The organism is Gemmiger formicilis (assembly GCF_016900095.1).
GTDB classification, from domain to species: Bacteria; Bacillota; Clostridia; order Oscillospirales; family Ruminococcaceae; genus Gemmiger; species Gemmiger formicilis_A.
Genome location: NZ_JACJJP010000005.1, coordinates 120377 through 136433, shown reverse-complemented (window position 1 = coordinate 136433; position 16057 = coordinate 120377). Strand labels below are relative to the sequence as shown.

Sequence of the window (16057 nt, the reverse complement as noted above, 5' to 3'; positions counted from 1 at the left end):
GGGCCGCGGTGGGCGTGGGCGCGGGTACCTGCCGGGCGGGGGCGCAGGCGGTCAGGGCCAGGGCCAGCAGGACGGCGGCCAGGGGACGGCGGGTCATGAGGTGCCTCCCCGCAGCGCGCCGATCAGCCGGAACAGGCAGAAGCCCCCCAGGTTCACCGCCACGATGGTGGCCCCCACCGGGGTGCCCGCCAGCACGGCGGTGAGGATGCCCCCGGCGGCGCAGACCACCGCGAACACCGCGGCGCAGACCGTGACCCCCCGGAAACTGCGGCAGACCCCCATGGCGGCCAGGGCGGGGAAGAGGATGAGGGCGGAGATGAGCAGCGAGCCCACCAGATACATGGCCAGCACGATGATCACCGCAATGAGCACCGCCAGCAGCAGCTGCCAGCGCCCGGTTCCCACCCCCGACGCCCGGGCGAAGGCTTCGTCGAAGGTGAGGGCGAAGATCTTGTGGTAGAGCAGCACAAACAGCAGCAGGGTCACCGCCGCCAGCCCGGCGCAGAGCCAGACCTCCCCCCGGGTGAGGGTCAGGATGGAGGTGGAGCCGAAGAGGGTGCTGCACACATCCCCCGCCAGGTTGGGCCCGGCGGAAAAGAGGTTGGTCACCAGGTAGCCCAGGGCCAGCGTCCCCACCGACAATATGCCGATGGCGGCGTCGCCCCGGATTTTGGTGTTCCGGCCGCCCCGCAGCAGCAGAACGGCACACAGCACCGTCACCGGCAGCACCAGCAGTAGAGAGTCGGTGAGGCGCAGGACGGTGGCCACCGACATGGCCCCGAACGCCACATGGGACAGCCCGTCCCCCAGGTAAGAAAACCGCCTGAGCACCAGGGTGACCCCGAACAGGGAAGCACACAGGGCGATGAGCACCCCCACGGCCAGGGCGTACCGCACAAAGGGAAAGGTCCAGTAATATTGTAGGGTGGCGATCATGGACAGCCTCCTTCCGGGCCGGCGAAGGGGCGGCCCGCCGGGGTGTTCAGATAGTCCGCCCGGCTGCCCCAGAAGGGTTCGGCCCCCAGGCGCAGCACCCGGTTGGCCAGGGCCAGCGCCGGGGTCAGGTCGTGGGTGATCATCAGGATGGTGATGCCCTCGGCGTTCAGCGCCCGGATCAGGGCGTACAGCCCGGCGGCGGCCTCCGGGTCCAGGCCGGTGACCGGCTCGTCCAGCAGCAGGGCCTGGCGGGCCGCACACAGGGCCCGGGCCAGCAGCACCCGCTGCTGCTGCCCGCCGGACAGTTCCCGGTAACACCGCCCGGCCAGGTGGGCGGCCCCTACTTTCTGCAGCAGGCGGGCGGCTTCGGCCTTCTCCGCCCGGGTGTAGAAGGGCCGCAGCCCGCACCGGCCCTGAAACCCGGACAGTACGATCTCTCCCACCAGGGCGGGAAAATCCCGCTGCAGGTCGGTCTGCTGGGGCAGATACCCCAGCTCCCGCCGGGTCAGTCCGTCCCCGAACCGCACCGTCCCGCCCATGGGCGGCTGCAGGCCCAGCAGCGTCTTCATCAGGGTGGACTTGCCGCTGCCGTTCTCCCCCACGATGCACAGGCAGTCCCCCGCCTCCACCGCAAAGGAAAGCCCCCGCACCACCGCCCGGCCCTCATAGCCCAGGGTCAGATTGTCTACGGTGATCTGTGCCATCAGGCCACCTCCTCCACGCCCAGGGCCCGGCGCAGCACGGTCAGGTTGTTCTCCATCACCGAAAGGTAGGTGTCTCCTTCCGCCATGGTGCCCTGCATGGCGTTCAGGGTCAGCACCGGCCGGTCGCCCCCGGCGCTCTGCACCACCGTCTGGGCAATCCGCCCGTCCGACCCCTCGATGGTCAGCACGGCGGGCAGGTCCAGCGCGGCGGTCTTGTCCGCCAGAAAGGCCACCGTCTCAAAGCTGGCCTCGGTCTCGGCGGAGCAGCCCGGGAAGGCAGCATAGTAGGAAAGGCCGTAGTCCTCCGCCAGATACCGGAAGGGGAACCGGTCGGCAAAGAGCAGCGTCCTGGACGGGGCGGCCTCCACCGCGGCGGCATACCGAGCGTCCAGGTCGTTCAGCTGTTCGCTGTAGGCCGCGGCGTTGGCGGTGTAGGTGGCGGCGCGGGCGGGGTCCAGTTCCCCCAGGGTGTCCGCAATGGCCGCCGAAAGCTCCCCGGCGTTGCGCAGGGAAGTCCAGATGTGCTCGTCGGTCTCGGCCTCCCCGTGGTCGTGGTCCTCGGCTTCGGGTTCCATCCCCTCCACGGTCTCCTCCTCATACACCCGGCTGCCCAGCAGCTCCATCAGGTTCAGCGTCCGCCGGTCAGGGTTGCCGGGCTGGGCCAGGGCGTCCTCCACCCAGGCGTCCGACGCACCCCCCACATACACAAAGAGGTCGCAGGCCGCGATGGCCGCCACATCCTCCGCCGTGGGCTGGTAGCTGTGCAGGTCGGTGCTGCCGTCCAGCAGCAGGGTCAGGTCCAGGGCGTCGGTTTCCGGCCCCGCCACCGTGCGCACCCAGTCGTACACCGGGAAGATGGTGGACACCACCCGCAGCGTCTTGGGGGAATCGGTGGGAGTGTCGGCGGTTGTGGAAGCCGCCGGGGCGGCGCAGCCCCCCAGCAGGGCGGCGGCGAGCAGAACAGAAAGTGCTTTTTTCATAAAATTTTCCTCCGATTTTCGGCGTTTGGTTGAAAAATGAGCGCAAAAAACCAGGGGCCCGGTGCGCATGGCGCACTGCGTCCCTGGCGGGAAGGAAAATCTTAATTGTCCAGCCGGACCTTGCAGTCCACGGGGGTGGTGCCGGGCCGGAGGCGGACCACGCCGCCTGTCGCCGCTGCCGGACGGCGCACCGCCGGGTTGAGGGTGGCCGGGGCGGCGGGCCGGGCGCCGGATTTCAGCCGCTGGGCGGCCGCCTGCATCCCGGCACAGACGGGGCAGTTTTCCCCGGTGCAGAGGTGGCGTACCTCCCGCACCACAAACCAGGCCGAAAGAAAGAGCCCCACGGCCAGCAGGACGCAGAGCGCCCAGGCGGCCGTTTTGCGGCGGACTGCCTTCATGGGAAAACCCTCCTTTCGGGAAAAAGCGGAAAGATCAGCCGTCCTCGGCGGCGCGGCAGGCGGCACACAGGCCGTAGAAGACGGTGCGGCGGGGGTCCAGGGCAAAGCCGTGGTGTTCCAGCATATGATGGCGCAGATGGGCCACCTCGTCGCAGTGCAGGTGGATCAGCGCCCCGCACTTTTCGCATTTGCAGTGGTAGCAGCTGTCCTCACAGGGGGCGTCGGCCGGGCCGGTGTAGGCATAGCAGGCGCCGGTGGTGCCGTCCACCGTGTACTTGGTCACCAGCCCCGCCTCCACCAGCCGTTCCAGCCGGCGGTAGACGGTGGCCTTGCCCATGGGCTGCCCCTGGCGGGCAAAATAGGCGCAGAGCTCGGCAGCGGTCACATGCTGCCCCGGTCGGGCCTGCAGATAGGCCGCCACCTCCCGGCCCTGCCGGGTCCGGTACTGGGTTTTGTGGTCCACGGCGGACGCCTCCTTGATTTGAAACTGAGTTTCATTTTACAGGAGGGCCGGACCTTTTGTCAAGGAACGGAAAAAACAGGCAGAAGAGCGCGGTATTTTCTTGCGCGGCCCCGGCCGCTCTGGTACACTGAAAACAGAGGTGATATGTATGAAGTTCTCTCAGCAACCCGGCCATATTTTTGCCCGGGACGAAAACGGAACGCTGCTGGCCGAGGTGACCTTTCCCGAGCGGGAAGGGGTGGCGGTCATCAACCACACTTTCGTGGACGACTCCCTGCGGGGGCAGGGGGTGGCCGGACAGCTTCTGCAGGCGGTGGCGGATACCCTGCGCCGGGAAGGCCGCAAGGCCAGCCCTACCTGCTCCTACGCCGTGCACTGGTTTGCCACCCACCCGGAAGAGCAGGACCTGCTGGTGTGATCACAGAGAAAGGAAGGAAACAGACTATGAAGGCCAAAGAAGAAACAGAATCCATGATGCCCGACCTGAAGGCCGCCAAGCTGGTGGAACAGGTGATGCAGGCCCGCTCGGAACACGAAAAACGGGAAAAGGTGGAGCGGTTCCGGCACCTGAACCGGTTTGTGCGCAAGGGACAGGTGGTGTTTGCGGGGTCCAGCCTGATGGAGCAGTTTCCCATCGGCGAGTTCGCCGTGGACTGGGACCTGCCCTGCAAGATTTACAACCGGGGTGTGGGCGGGTTCACCACGCAGGAACTGCTGGCGGTGATGGGGCCCTGCATCTACGACCTGGAACCCCGGGCCGTTTTTCTGAACATCGGCACCAACGACCTGAATGACCCTGACTGTACCGTGGCCGCCCTGATGGAGCGGTACGGCGAAATCCTGCGGGGTATCCGGGTGCATCTGCCCCAATGCCGCCTTTTCCTGCTGGCCTACTACCCGGTCAACCCGCAGGTGAGCGACCTGCCCTACATCCGGAATGTGCTGAAATACCGCACCAATGCCCGCATCGAGGAGGCCAACACCGCCGTGCGGGCCCTGGCGGAGGAATTCGGCGCCACATATCTGGACCTGAACGCCCCGCTGCGGGACGAGACCGGCTGTCTGAAAGCCGAGTACACCCTGGAAGGCATTCACATGTACGCGGACGGGTATCAGGCCCTGCTGCCTGCCCTGCTGCCGGTTCTGCGGCAGGTGTGAGGGGGCGCCTCTCATCCGCCCGATGCCCCAAAAACCGGTTGGTTTGTTCCATAGAAGTTCTCTTTTTCCCCCAAAATAGCGTGTGGCCCCGTTACGCAACCGGAACTGCGCAACAGGGCCACACGCTGTAATTTTGTTATAATGCGCTTTTGCTAAATCTTCAAAGGAACTTTTGTGCAAAAAAGCAGAAGGGATTCCGGCGGGATTTTTGGCACCGGCCGGGCAACAGATTCGGGTTCCGCCCCGCAAGCCGCTGCCGGTTTACGGTTTCAGCGGCCCATAGAAGAAGGAGGCTGTGGCGCCGCCGTCGATGAGAAAATCCGATCCGGTGATGAACGCGCCCTTGTTGCTCATCAGCAGTTCCGCCACGTTGGCCACCTCGTCCGCGGTGCCGGGGCGCCCGGCGGGGCAGCGGGCAAACATATTCTTGTAGAAATCCCCCCGGGGTCCGTTGAATTCGTCCATGGCCAGCGGCGTTACGATGATGCCCGGAGAGATGGAGTTGATGCGGGCCCCCGCGGCGCCCCATCGGACCGATTCGGCCATCACCCGCTTTTCGTTGCAGCGCTTGGCCAGCTGGTAGGCGTGCAGGGTGTCCCGGATGTTTTCCGGCTGAAGCAGGGGCAGCGTCAGCAGCTCCTCGGTGGGGGTGCAGGCCAGCTGTTCATCCTCTTCGGGGGTCAGGGCCGGCATGCGGTGGCCGGACTGGCTGGAGATGGTCACCCCCACACCGCCGGGGGCAATGACCTTGCCCGTTTCCTCCAGCAGGACCGCGGTGCCGTACAGGTCCACCTTCAGGATGGCACGGATGGACGCCCGGCTGGACAGGTCCGTCTCCATGGGCACCACATCATACCCGGCATCGTTCATGATCTTGGCGGCGGCCCGGGCATTCTCCGGGTCTTTGTCCCCCACCACAATCTTCATTCCGTACCCCATCCGCCGGGCAATGGCCATGCCGATCTGCCCGGCGCCGGTCCATACCATCACTTGTTTCATGGCAATCTTCCTTTCTCCACGATTTACTCAAGCGACCACCAGTTTAGTTCAGTAGACCTGTGGTTTACCTGCTTTTTGGTATGGCCTTCTTTCTAATCCCGGCGCTTGTTTTTAGAAATCCAAAATTTCTCTGTCCGGGCCGCTAATGCATTTAGAAATCCATCCCTCAAGCCCCTCTTCCAGCATACCAGATTTACATGGTCGTAAACGCAAATTCATCATGAATTCCCACCCAGATTCACCGGTTCTAAGGGAACCATACGACCTTTTTAGCAGCTAGGCCTTTTTCGGCTTGTTTTTCTCATTAGCAGAAAGCCCTGTTTTTTTAGCAGACCATCAATTTGACCTTACTTTCATTAGCAAAAGCGCGGAAGATTTTTGCAATCTTCCGCGCTTATTTTGGTGTCCCCGCCCGGGCTTGAACCGGGGGCCTCGGGCTTAGGAGAACTGTGATAGACAGGCAAATAGCATGAACCGGTGCCGGAAATTGTGTGGTGTGCACAACTTCCGGCGCTGTTTTTGATATTTATAAAAGAATGTGGGAGCGTACAAACGATACACGGGACCGGCTGGGAAGAAGGAGTGGTCAGATGGTGGTCAAGTCAGCGGCTGCACAAAAGGAACATTTTCTTTCCTGCGCCGTTTTCTCGTACTTTCTTGTGCTTTTTGTCAAGTTTTTTTCATAAAGCCGCCGCAAAAACAGGTTTTTTTGCACAATGTCATGAATCTGATATTTTTGCCCGCTTTGTTGTTTTTCGGTTCCGGAAATTTCGGTATGATGATACCAAAGAAAGACTAACGGCAGCGTGTCCGGCCCTGCCGGACGCAGAAAAACAACAAGGAGGGATTCACCTTGCAGCATCCTCATTTTATCGATGCGGACGGCAGTTTCACACTGGACCGCCCCGAAGAGATCAGCCAGCTGTATTTTCCGCTGGCTTCCGAAGCCGGGCTGAAAAGCTGCGTTTCGCCGGATCTGGGCGGCGACGCCAAGCTGGACCAGGAGACCTTTCTGCTGGAACCGGTGAGCGTGGAGAACCTGCACAACAACCGCTCCACCCGGAATTTCTGGCTGGTGGGGGCGGACGGCACCGCCCTTTCCCTTACCGGCGCGTCGGCGGCCCAGCAGGCGGTGAAGTTCACCCCCGCCCAGGACGACAGCTGCCTGACGGCGGGCTTCATGTGGCACACCCTGGAGCGCACCCTGAAAACGGCGGGGGTCCATGCCACCCTGACCAGCTTTGTGCCGGTGGGGGACAATGTGGAAGTGCTCAGCGTCACGGTGGAAAACATCACCGACAGCACCCTCACCTTCACCCCCTACGGGGCGGTACCCCTCTACGGTCGCAGCGCCGACAACCTGCGGGATCACCGCAACGTGACTTCCATGCTCCACCGCATCCGCACCACCGCCCACGGGGTGCGGGTCTGCCCCACCATGTCCTTTGACGAGCGGGGCCACCGGCCCAACCGAAAAGTCTACTATCTGCTGGGCTACGGTGCCGACGGCCAGGCCCCGGCAGCCTTCTACCCCACGGTGGAGGAGTTCATCGGGGAGGGCGGCAGCTTCACCCATCCCCGGGCGGTGCTGGAAAACTACCCCGGCGTGCCGGCGGGCGCCTGCCGCGCCGGGCGGGAGGCCATGGGCGCCTTCCGCTTTGCCCCCCTGACCCTGGCCCCCGGTGCCTCGGCCCGGTACATCCTGCTGCTGGGGGTGGAGGAGAGCGACGAGGCCATCGACCGGCTCTTTGTCCGGTATGACACCGCCGCCAAGGTGGACGCCGCCCTGGCCGAGACCCGCCGCTACTGGAAGGAGAAGGTCAACGTGACCTTTGCCACCGGCGACGCCGACGGGGACCGGCTGATGAAGTGGGTCTGCTTCCAGCCCTACCTGCGGCGGCTCTTCGGCTGCTCCTTCCTGCCCCACCACGACTATGGCCGGGGCGGCCGTGGCTGGCGGGACCTGTGGCAGGACTGCCTCTCCCTGCTGCTCATGGAACCGGGCCAGGTGGGCCGGATGATCGAGGCCAACTTCGGCGGCGTGCGGGTGGACGGCACCAACGCCACCATCATCGGCGCCGGGGACGGCAACTTCATCGCCGACCGCAACGGCATTGCCCGGGTCTGGATGGACCACGCCCTCTGGCCCCAGATGACCACCCAGCTCTATCTGGACCAGACCGGCGACCTGGCCCTGCTGGACCGCAAGGCCCCCTACTTCAAGGACCCCCAGGCGATGCGGGGCAACGGCATCGACGAGGCCTGGGCCCCCGAACAGGGCAGCTGGCAGCGCACCGAAGCCGGGGAGGTCTACCGCGGCACCCTGCTGGAACATCTGCTGCTCCAGCAGCTCACCGCCTTCTACGACGTGGGCGAACACAACCTCTACCGCCTGCGGGGGGCCGACTGGAACGACGCCCTGGACATGGCCGCCGACCGGGGGGAGAGCGTGGCCTTCACCTGCGCCTATGCGGGTAATCTGCGGACGCTGGCGGCCCTGCTGCGCCGGCTGGACGAGCGCAGTCCCGGTGAGGAAGCGGAGCTGATGGAGGAACTGACGGTGCTGCTGCGCCCCGGCCAGGACTACGACGACCGGGCGGGCAAGCGGGCGCTGCTGGAACAGTACCTGGAGCGCTGCCGCCACACCCTGAGCGGCCGCACCGTGCGGGTGCCCCTGACCGACCTGGCCGACGACCTGGAAAAGCGGGCGGACTGGCTCACCGGCCATCTGCGCCGCCAGGAATGGATCGACGGCGGCGAGGAGGGCTGGTTCAACAGCTACTACGACAACGACGGCCAGCGGGTGGAAGGGTTCTTCCCCGCCGGTGTGCGGATGATGCTCACCGGGCAGGTATTTGCCGTCATGGGCGGGGTGGCCGACGAGGAACAGGTGCGCCGCATCGTGCGCAGCGCCGACCACTACCTCTACCGCCCCGAGATCGGCGGCTACCGGCTGAACACCGACTTCGGCGAGCTGAAATTCAACCTGGGCCGGATGTTCGGCTTTGCCTACGGCGAAAAGGAGAACGGCGCCGTCTTCTCCCACATGACGGTGATGTACGCCAACGCCCTCTACCGCCGGGGCTTTGCCAAGGAGGGCTGGAAGGCCCTGAAAACCCTGGCCGACGCCGCCCTGCACTTTGAGACCAGCCGCATCTACCCTGGCATTCCCGAATACTTCTCCACCGACGGGCGGGGGGTCTACCACTACCTCACCGGCGCGGCCAGCTGGTTCATGCTGACGATGATCACCCAGGCCTTCGGCGTCCGGGGCGAGGCCGGGGACCTGCTGCTGGCCCCCCAGCTCACCGCCGAACAGTTTGATGAAACCGGCACCGCCGAACTGCGGCTGACTTTTGCGGGCCGCCCGCTGACGGTGCGCTACCATAACGCCGCCCGCAAGGAGGCCGGCAGCTATCGCCTGGGCAAAGTCCGGTGCGGCGACACCGCCGTGGCCCCCGCCGCCGACGGCACCGTGAAGCTGCCCCGGGCCCTGGTGGAGCAGCTGCCCGCCGAGGGCGGCCTGATCACGGCGGAACTGGTATAAAAACAAGGAGGATTCTTCCTGATGCAATACGGATATTTTGACGATGCCCACCGGGAGTATGTGGTCCAGCGCCCCGATACCCCCGCCCCCTGGGTAAACTATCTCGGCTCGCCGGAGTACGGCGCCATCATCTCCAACAACGCCGGCGGCTACAGCTTTGCCAAGTCCGGCGCCAACGGCCGCATCCTGCGCTATGTCTTCAACCAGTTTGACCGCCCCGGCCGGTACCTCTACCTGCGGGACAACGCCAGCGGGGATTTCTGGTCGGCTTCCTGGCAGCCGGTGGGCAAGGACCTGCAGGACTACGCCTGCGAATGCCGCCACGGCATGGGCTACACCCGGATGCTCTCCGACTATGCGGGCATCCACGCCGAAGCGGTCTACTATGTGCCCAAGGACAGCGCCCATGAAGTCTGGGAGCTGACGGTGACCAACACCACCGACGCCCCCCGGGAACTGACCCTGACCGGCTACGCGGAGTTCACCAACCACAACAACTACGAGCAGGACCAGGTGAACCTTCAGTATTCCCTCTTCATCAGCCGGACCCTCTTTGCGGGCAACCGCATCACCCAGCAGATCCACGGCAACCTGGACGCCCAGCCCGCCGACGAACTGGTGGACGGCAAGAACGTCACCGAACGGTTCTTTGGGCTGGCGGGGGCGGACGTGGCCAGCTACTGCGGCGACAAGGAAGCCTTCCTGGGCCGGTACCATGACTACGGCGACCCCCAGGGCGTCATTTCCGGCGACCTGGGCAACGTTCTGAGCTACAACGAGAACGCCTGCGGCGCCCTTTCCTGCGTGGTGAAGCTGGCCCCCGGCGAAACCCGCACCGTGGCCTTCCTGCTGGGGATGAAACCCTCCGAGCAGGCCGCTGCCCTGGTGGCGGGCTACGCCGACCCCGCTGCCCGCTGCGCCGCCGAGGTGGAGGCGCTGAAACAGGACTGGTACGGACGGCTGGACCATCTGCAGGTCCACACCCCCGACGACGCCTTCAACACCATGATCAACACCTGGAACGCCTACAACTGCTTCATCACCTTTGTGTGGAGCCGGGCGGCGTCGCTCATCTACTGCGGCCTGCGCAACGGCTACGGCTACCGGGATACGGTGCAGGACATCCAGGGCATCATCCATCTGGAACCGGCCATGGCCAAGGAGAAGATCCGGTTCATGCTCTCCGCCCAGGTGGACAACGGCGGCGGTCTGCCCCTGGTCAAATTCACCCACAATCCCGGCCACGAGGACACCCCCGACGATGCCTCCTATGTGGCGGAGACCGGCCACCCGGCCTACCGCGCCGACGATGCCCTGTGGCTCTTCCCCACCGTCTACAAGTATGTGGCCGAGACGGGGGACAAAGCCTTCCTCGATGAGGTCATCCCCTTTGCCAACAGGGACGAGGGCACCGTCTACGAGCACCTGAAGCGGGCGGTGCAGTTCTCGCTGGATCATCTGGGCCCCCACGGCCTGCCCGCCGGGCTCTACGCCGACTGGAACGACTGCCTGCGGCTGGGCGCCAACGGCGAGTCCACCTTTGTGGCGCTGCAGTTCTACTATGCCCTCGAGATCCTGCGCCGTTTTGCCGCCGACCGGGGGGACGAGGCCGCCTGCCGCCATCTGGAAGAAACGATGACCGATACCGCCCGGAAGATCCAGTCCCTTTGCTGGGACGGCGACCGGTTCATCCGCGGCTTTACCGAGGAGGGCCAGCGCATCGGCGCCGCCGCCGACCCGGAGGCCAACCTCTGGCTGAACCCCCAGAGCTGGGCGGTCATCAGCGGGCTGGCGGACAAGGACCAGGCCGACCGGGCCATGGCCCAGGTCTACGACCGGCTGAACACCGCCTACGGCGCGGTGCTCATGGACCCGCCCTACCACGCCCATGCCTTTGAGGGCGCCCTGGCGGTGATCTACAACCCCGGCACCAAGGAAAATGCCGGCATCTTCTCCCAGTCCCAGGGGTGGCTGATCCTGGCCGAAGCCCTCTGCGGCCACGGGGACCGGGCCTTCACCTACTTTACCGAGAACGCCCCCGCCGCCCAGAACGACCGGGCGGAAGTGCGCCGCCTGGAGCCCTACTGCTACGGCCAGTTCACCGAGGGCCCGGCCAGCGCCCACTTCGGCCGCTCCCAGGTGCACTGGCTCACCGGCACGGCGTCCACCGTCATGGTGGGCTGCGTGGAGGGCATCCTGGGCCTGCGCCCCGACCTGAACGGTCTGCGGCTGGCCCCCGCGGTGCCTTCCGGCTGGAAGAGCTTTACCATGGACAAGGACTTCCGGGGCAAAAAGCTGCACATCCGGGTGGAAAATCCCCAGGGCAAGGAGAGCGGCTTTGCCAGCCTGACCCTCAACGGGGAGGCCCTGCCCGACAACTACCTGCCTGCTGACAAGCTGCAGGCCGAAAACGACATCCTGCTGGTGCTGTGATCTCTCTTGCCCGGCACCCGCTCTAAAGAAACAGCCCCCGCCGTATGGCGGGGGCTGTTTTGCGGTTTTCAGTCGTCCCAGGGGTTCAGGCGGCTTTCGTCCCGGTACTTCTTGGGGGTCATGCCGGTGACCTCCCGGAACTGCTGGATGAAATGGCTCTGGGAGGAAAAGGCCAGCTGGTTGGCAATGTCGATGAGGGAACTGTCGCTGAACCGCAGCAGGTTCTTGGCCATCTCGATCTTCTGCTGGCGGATGTAGGCCGACACCGACATGCCGGTCTCCTTTTTGAACAGCCGGGAGAGATAGCTGGCCGACACCCCCAGCTCGTCGGCCAGGTCCTCGATGGTGATCCGCTCCTTGATGTGGGCGTAGATGTACTCCTTGCCTTCGTTGATATGTTTGGAGTTGGTGTCGCTGCGCAGGTTCTTGCGCATCTTTTTGGTGATGTCCATCACCATCTCGTCGTGCAAGGCGCAGACCTCGTCGGCTGTGTGCAGGTCGTCCAGCTTCTGGATGTAAAAATCGCTGAGGCGGAAAGCCTGTTCCAGCTCCATGCCGCGCTGGCCGCACAGCCGGGTGATCATGGCCGTGGTGATGACGAAATGGTATTTCAGGTTCAGCACCGGGTCCCGGGAAAGCTGGCCTACGCCCTCCCCCTCCCGGAAGCGGCCCAGCTCGCAATTATGGCGCACATAGTCCACATCGCCCCCGGCCACCGCCCGGTAGAACCGGTATTCCTCGCTGGGGTCCCGGTGTTCAATTTCATCCACTTCATCGTTGGCTTCCAGAAGCAGCCATTCCTTTTGGTAACTCATCTTACACCCGCTTTCTGTGGCGCCGTCCGCTGCCGCCCTCTGGCCGTCAGCGGGGAACTCTCTGCTCCCATTATACTACCAGGCCCCCGCACCCGCAACGGTCCGGGGGCCTTTCTCATGTCAAAAAGCTGCATTTTGGACAAAAAGCAGTCATGAATTTGATATTTTTTGTTCGATTCTAATATATCCCAACGTTCACTTCACGCTATAATAGGGGCACGCTAAGGGATTCGGTACTCCGCGAGGGAGTACCAACAAAACAGGAGGTTATCTGCATGAAAAAGCGCGTTGTTTCCCTGCTGATGGCCACAGCCATCAGCGCCAGCCTGCTGACTGCCTGCGGCGGCAGCGGCTCCGGCACGGCCAATGCCACCGGTGAAACCGGCGGCGATGCCGCGGCGGCCGGCGGCACTGAAGGCGCCGTCGTCAACATCTACAGCTGGAACGACGAGTTCCGCACCCGTCTGGAAGCCGTTTACCCCGAGGTGGAGAGCACTTCCGACGACGGCACCGTCACCAAGCTGAAGGACGGCGTCGAGATCCACTGGATCATCAATCCCAACCAGGACGGCGTCTACCAGCAGAAGCTGGACGAAGCCCTGCTGAACCAGGCCACCGCCGCCGATGACGACAAGGTGGACATCTTCCTGTCTGAGACGGACTACGTCTTCAAGTACACCGATGCCGACGCCGATGTGGCCATGCCGCTGACCGACCTGGGCATCGACCCCGACACCGACCTGGCCGACCAGTACCCCTTCACCAGAACCACCGCCTCCGACCAGAACGGGGTGCAGCGCGGCTCCACCTGGCAGTGCTGCCCGGGCCTGCTGGTCTATCGCCGGGATATCGCCAAGGACGTCTTCGGCACCGATGACCCCGCCGCTGTGGGCGAAAAGGTCAAGGACTGGGATACCCTGAAGGCCACCGCCGCCGAACTGAAGGCCAAGGGCTACTACACCTTCGCTTCCTACGCCGACACCTTCCGCCTGTACGGCAACAGCATCTCGGAGCCGTGGGTGACCGCCGGTGAAACCACCGTCAAGGTGGACCCCCAGATCATGAACTGGATCAAAGATTCCAAGGAATGGCTGGATGCCGGCTACTTCGACAAGACCGTCAAGGGCCAGTGGAACGATGACTGGAACAAGTCCATGAGTTCCTCCTCCAAGGTCTTTGCCTTCCTGCTGCCTGCCTGGGGCATCGACTTCACCCTGAACCCCAACTGGGACGGCGAGACCGGCGCCTGGGGCGTCACCAATCCCCCGCAGGAATACAACTGGGGCGGTTCCTACATCCATGCTGCCACCGGCACCGACAACCCCCAGCACGTCAAGGACATCATCCTGGCCCTCACTGCCAACAAGGACAATCTGATCAAGATCTCCCGCGATTACCTTGACTTCACCAACACCGTCAGCGGCATGCAGGAAGCGGCTACCGACGCCTCCTTTGCCTCGGACTTCCTGGGCGGTCAGAACGCCTACGAGTACTTTGCCCCCGTGGCCGAGAACATCCAGATTGCGCCGCTGTCCTCCTATGACCAGGGCTGCGTGGAGCTGATCCAGAACGCCTTCAGCGACTACTTCCAGGGCAACGTGGACTACGACCGCGCCAAGGCCAACTTTGAGACGGCCATCAAAGAGCGCTACCCCGACATCACCGAGATCCAGTGGGCGGAGTGATCCTGCCCCAAGCAGACTACGGAATGAAAACCGGCTGCCGCACCCCGGTGCGGCAGCCTTTTCCGGAAAGGAACGGTGACCTATGAACAAGAAAAAACAACATCATCTCAGTTACGCCAAATGGGGCTACATCTTCATCCTTCCGTTCTTTTTGGCTTTCTTCATCTTCTCGCTGATCCCGCTGGTGGACACCGTGCGGTACAGCTTCTATGAGTACTACCGCTCCGGCATCAAGGAGATCGGCCCCACCTTCATCGGCCTGGAAAACTACGCCGAGCTGCTCAAATCCGACATGGTCGCCTACGCCGGCAACACCCTGATCCTCTGGGTCATTGGCTTTATCCCCCAGATCGTCATCGCCCTGCTGCTGGCCAACTGGTTCACCGATGTGCGCCTGAAGATCCGCGGCAAGCAGTTCTTCAAGATCATCATCTACCTGCCCAACCTGATCATGGCTTCGGCGTTTGCCATGCTGTTCTTCGCACTGTTCTCCACCAACGGACCCATCAACTCCATCCTCATGTCCATCGGTCTGACCGACACGCCCATCGACTTCATGGGCACCACCTTCGGTACCCGGTCCCTCATCGGGCTGATGAACTTCCTGATGTGGTTCGGCAACACCACCATCATGCTGATGGCTGCCATCATGGGCATCAGCCCCGATATCTTTGAGGCGGCAGAACTGGACGGCTGCGGCAGCTTCCGGCGGTTCTTCTCCATCACCCTGCCGCTGATCCGCCCCATCCTGGCTTACACCCTCATCACCTCCATCATCGGCGGTCTGCAGATGTTCGATGTGCCCCAGATCCTCACCAACGGCCAGGGCAACCCCGACCGTACCTCCATGACGCTGATCATGTTCCTGAACAGCCACCTGAAGAGCCGCAACTACGGCATGGCCGGTGCTTTGTCGGTGTACCTCTTCATCGTCAGCGGCATCCTCTGCTTCTTCGTTTACCGGATGACCAACGGCGGGGATGACTCCGCCGCCAAACCCCGGAAGCACGCCAAAGGAGGAAAGAAAGCATGAAATCTACCAAAAACAAGCTGGGCGAAACCATCCTGGCCTATCTGGTGCTCATCATCCTGTCCTTTCTGTGCCTGTTCTTCTTCTACATCCTAATCGTCAACGCCACCCGCTCCCACGCTGACCTGCAGAAGGGCTTCAGCTGGCTGCCCGGCAACTACTTTCTGGAAAACCTGAAAAGCGTGGCCAACGATGGCAGCTTCCCCATGTTCAAGGGCATCATCAACAGCCTGATCGTTTCCAGCTGCTCGGCGGCACTGTGCACCTACTTCTCCGCCCTGACGGCCTACGGCCTCTACGCCTACCAGTTCAAGCTGAAAAAGGTGGCCTTCACCTTCATCATGGCCATCCTGGTCATGCCCACCCAGGTCACCGCCATGGGCTTCCTGCGGTTGATGACCAACATCGGCCTCTACGATTCGCTGCTGCCCCTGATCCTGCCCTCGGTGGCGTCCCCGGCGGTGTTCTACTTCATGTACAGCTACCTGGAATCCTCGCTGCCGCTGTCCCTGGTGGAAGCCGCCCGCATCGACGGTTCCGGTGAGTTCATGACCTTCAACCGCATCGTGCTGCCCATCATGAAGCCCGCCGTGGCGGTGCAGGCCATCTTCACCTTCGTGGGTTCCTGGAACAACTACTTCGTTCCCGCCCTCATCATCCAGTCCAAGGACAAGATGACCGTTCCCATCCTCATCGCCACCCTGCGCGGCGCCGACTATATGAACTTCGACATGGGCAAGATCTATATGATGATCACCGTGGCCATTGTGCCCATCATCATCGTCTACCTGCTGCTGTCCAAGTACATCATTGCCGGCATCACCCTGGGCGGCGTCAAGGAATAATCGTTCTTCCCATTTTCTCCTATCTGCGGAAAACCGTCATGGTACTCTGTGACGGTTTTTCCGC

The 16057-nt window shown here is 63.4% G+C and carries 15 protein-coding genes; 7 read left to right on the top strand and 8 right to left on the bottom strand.

Annotated elements, in window-relative coordinates; genetic code table 11:
- Positions 1 to 93 precede the first annotated feature (93 nt).
- The 5 genes from H6B15_RS04195 to H6B15_RS04175 form a co-directional block, all read right to left on the bottom strand.
- A complete protein-coding gene (locus H6B15_RS04195; RefSeq protein ID WP_204646445.1) occupies positions 94 to 936 on the bottom strand; it encodes a metal ABC transporter permease in 843 nt (280 codons plus the stop codon).
- Positions 933 to 1640 carry a metal ABC transporter ATP-binding protein gene (locus H6B15_RS04190; protein WP_204646443.1) on the bottom strand — a complete coding sequence of 236 codons (708 nt, stop codon included), beginning with the start codon at positions 1638 to 1640 and terminating at the stop codon, positions 933 to 935. The genes H6B15_RS04195 and H6B15_RS04190 overlap by 4 nt, the downstream gene beginning before the upstream one ends.
- Positions 1640 to 2620, bottom strand: coding sequence for a metal ABC transporter substrate-binding protein (locus tag H6B15_RS04185; RefSeq protein WP_204646442.1), 981 nt, complete (start codon positions 2618 to 2620; stop codon positions 1640 to 1642). The genes H6B15_RS04190 and H6B15_RS04185 overlap by 1 nt, the downstream gene beginning before the upstream one ends.
- Before the next feature lie 101 nt (positions 2621 to 2721).
- Entirely contained in the window at positions 2722 to 3018 is a 297-nt protein-coding gene (locus tag H6B15_RS04180; RefSeq protein WP_204646440.1) for a hypothetical protein, read from the bottom strand.
- A gap of 34 nt (positions 3019 to 3052) precedes the next feature.
- Positions 3053 to 3481 (bottom strand): transcriptional repressor, encoded by a 429-nt coding sequence (locus H6B15_RS04175; RefSeq protein ID WP_204646438.1) that lies wholly within the window; start codon positions 3479 to 3481, stop codon positions 3053 to 3055.
- A 148-nt stretch (positions 3482 to 3629) separates the two neighbouring features.
- On the opposite strand from H6B15_RS04175, the gene H6B15_RS04170 reads away from it, so the two are divergent.
- Entirely contained in the window at positions 3630 to 3899 is a 270-nt protein-coding gene (locus H6B15_RS04170) for a GNAT family N-acetyltransferase (protein ID WP_204646437.1), read from the top strand.
- 26 nt (positions 3900 to 3925) lie between these two features.
- The gene (locus tag H6B15_RS04165; protein ID WP_243424267.1) at positions 3926 to 4639 is read left to right on the top strand and encodes a GDSL-type esterase/lipase family protein; all 714 of its coding nucleotides are present in this window, start codon (positions 3926 to 3928) and stop codon (positions 4637 to 4639) included.
- A 261-nt stretch (positions 4640 to 4900) separates the two neighbouring features.
- On the opposite strand, the gene H6B15_RS04160 is transcribed toward H6B15_RS04165, so the two are convergent.
- Both H6B15_RS04160 and H6B15_RS04155 read right to left on the bottom strand, forming a co-directional pair.
- On the bottom strand, positions 4901 to 5638 hold the full coding sequence (locus tag H6B15_RS04160) for an SDR family oxidoreductase (protein ID WP_204646436.1): 738 nt from the start codon (positions 5636 to 5638) through the stop codon (positions 4901 to 4903).
- Positions 5639 to 6224: 586 nt separating this feature from the next.
- Positions 6225 to 6500 (bottom strand): hypothetical protein, encoded by a 276-nt coding sequence (locus H6B15_RS04155; protein WP_204646435.1) that lies wholly within the window; start codon positions 6498 to 6500, stop codon positions 6225 to 6227.
- Here H6B15_RS04155 and H6B15_RS04150 point away from each other — a divergent pair.
- The gene (locus H6B15_RS04150) at positions 6492 to 9185 is read left to right on the top strand and encodes a GH36-type glycosyl hydrolase domain-containing protein (protein ID WP_204646434.1); all 2694 of its coding nucleotides are present in this window, start codon (positions 6492 to 6494) and stop codon (positions 9183 to 9185) included. The genes H6B15_RS04155 and H6B15_RS04150 overlap by 9 nt on opposite strands.
- 21 nt (positions 9186 to 9206) lie before the next feature.
- Positions 9207 to 11618: a GH36-type glycosyl hydrolase domain-containing protein gene (locus H6B15_RS04145; RefSeq protein WP_204646432.1), complete on the top strand. Its 2412-nt coding sequence runs from the start codon at positions 9207 to 9209 to the stop codon at positions 11616 to 11618.
- 68 nt (positions 11619 to 11686) lie between these two features.
- On the opposite strand, the gene H6B15_RS04140 is transcribed toward H6B15_RS04145, so the two are convergent.
- Positions 11687 to 12433: a helix-turn-helix transcriptional regulator gene (locus H6B15_RS04140; RefSeq protein ID WP_204646431.1), complete on the bottom strand. Its 747-nt coding sequence runs from the start codon at positions 12431 to 12433 to the stop codon at positions 11687 to 11689.
- A gap of 275 nt (positions 12434 to 12708) precedes the next feature.
- On the opposite strand from H6B15_RS04140, the gene H6B15_RS04135 reads away from it, so the two are divergent.
- The 3 genes from H6B15_RS04135 (at position 12709) to H6B15_RS04125 (ending at position 15993) form a co-directional block, all read left to right on the top strand.
- Positions 12709 to 14118, top strand: coding sequence for an ABC transporter substrate-binding protein (locus H6B15_RS04135; protein ID WP_204646430.1), 1410 nt, complete (start codon positions 12709 to 12711; stop codon positions 14116 to 14118).
- Positions 14119 to 14200: 82 nt separating this feature from the next.
- On the top strand, positions 14201 to 15151 hold the full coding sequence (locus H6B15_RS04130; RefSeq protein ID WP_204646429.1) for a carbohydrate ABC transporter permease: 951 nt from the start codon (positions 14201 to 14203) through the stop codon (positions 15149 to 15151).
- A complete protein-coding gene (locus H6B15_RS04125) occupies positions 15148 to 15993 on the top strand; it encodes a carbohydrate ABC transporter permease (protein ID WP_204646428.1) in 846 nt (281 codons plus the stop codon). The genes H6B15_RS04130 and H6B15_RS04125 overlap by 4 nt, the downstream gene beginning before the upstream one ends.
- The last annotated feature ends 64 nt before the right edge of the window (positions 15994 to 16057 follow it).

Excerpts from the sequence above, each read along its gene's own strand:
- H6B15_RS04195 (WP_204646445.1), bottom strand. The coding sequence starts at position 936 with ATGATCGCCACCCTACAATATTACTGGACCTTTCCCTTTGTGCGGTAC.
- H6B15_RS04190 (WP_204646443.1), bottom strand. The coding sequence starts at position 1,640 with ATGGCACAGATCACCGTAGACAATCTGACCCTGGGCTATGAGGGCCGG.
- H6B15_RS04185 (WP_204646442.1), bottom strand. The coding sequence starts at position 2,620 with ATGAAAAAAGCACTTTCTGTTCTGCTCGCCGCCGCCCTGCTGGGGGGC.
- H6B15_RS04180 (WP_204646440.1), bottom strand. The coding sequence starts at position 3,018 with ATGAAGGCAGTCCGCCGCAAAACGGCCGCCTGGGCGCTCTGCGTCCTG.
- H6B15_RS04170 (WP_204646437.1), top strand. The coding sequence starts at position 3,630 with ATGAAGTTCTCTCAGCAACCCGGCCATATTTTTGCCCGGGACGAAAAC.
- H6B15_RS04165 (WP_243424267.1), top strand. The coding sequence starts at position 3,926 with ATGAAGGCCAAAGAAGAAACAGAATCCATGATGCCCGACCTGAAGGCC.
- H6B15_RS04160 (WP_204646436.1), bottom strand. The coding sequence starts at position 5,638 with ATGAAACAAGTGATGGTATGGACCGGCGCCGGGCAGATCGGCATGGCC.
- H6B15_RS04155 (WP_204646435.1), bottom strand. The coding sequence starts at position 6,500 with ATGCTGCAAGGTGAATCCCTCCTTGTTGTTTTTCTGCGTCCGGCAGGG.
- H6B15_RS04145 (WP_204646432.1), top strand. The coding sequence starts at position 9,207 with ATGCAATACGGATATTTTGACGATGCCCACCGGGAGTATGTGGTCCAG.
- H6B15_RS04140 (WP_204646431.1), bottom strand. The coding sequence starts at position 12,433 with ATGAGTTACCAAAAGGAATGGCTGCTTCTGGAAGCCAACGATGAAGTG.
- H6B15_RS04135 (WP_204646430.1), top strand. The coding sequence starts at position 12,709 with ATGAAAAAGCGCGTTGTTTCCCTGCTGATGGCCACAGCCATCAGCGCC.
- H6B15_RS04130 (WP_204646429.1), top strand. The coding sequence starts at position 14,201 with ATGAACAAGAAAAAACAACATCATCTCAGTTACGCCAAATGGGGCTAC.
- H6B15_RS04125 (WP_204646428.1), top strand. The coding sequence starts at position 15,148 with ATGAAATCTACCAAAAACAAGCTGGGCGAAACCATCCTGGCCTATCTG.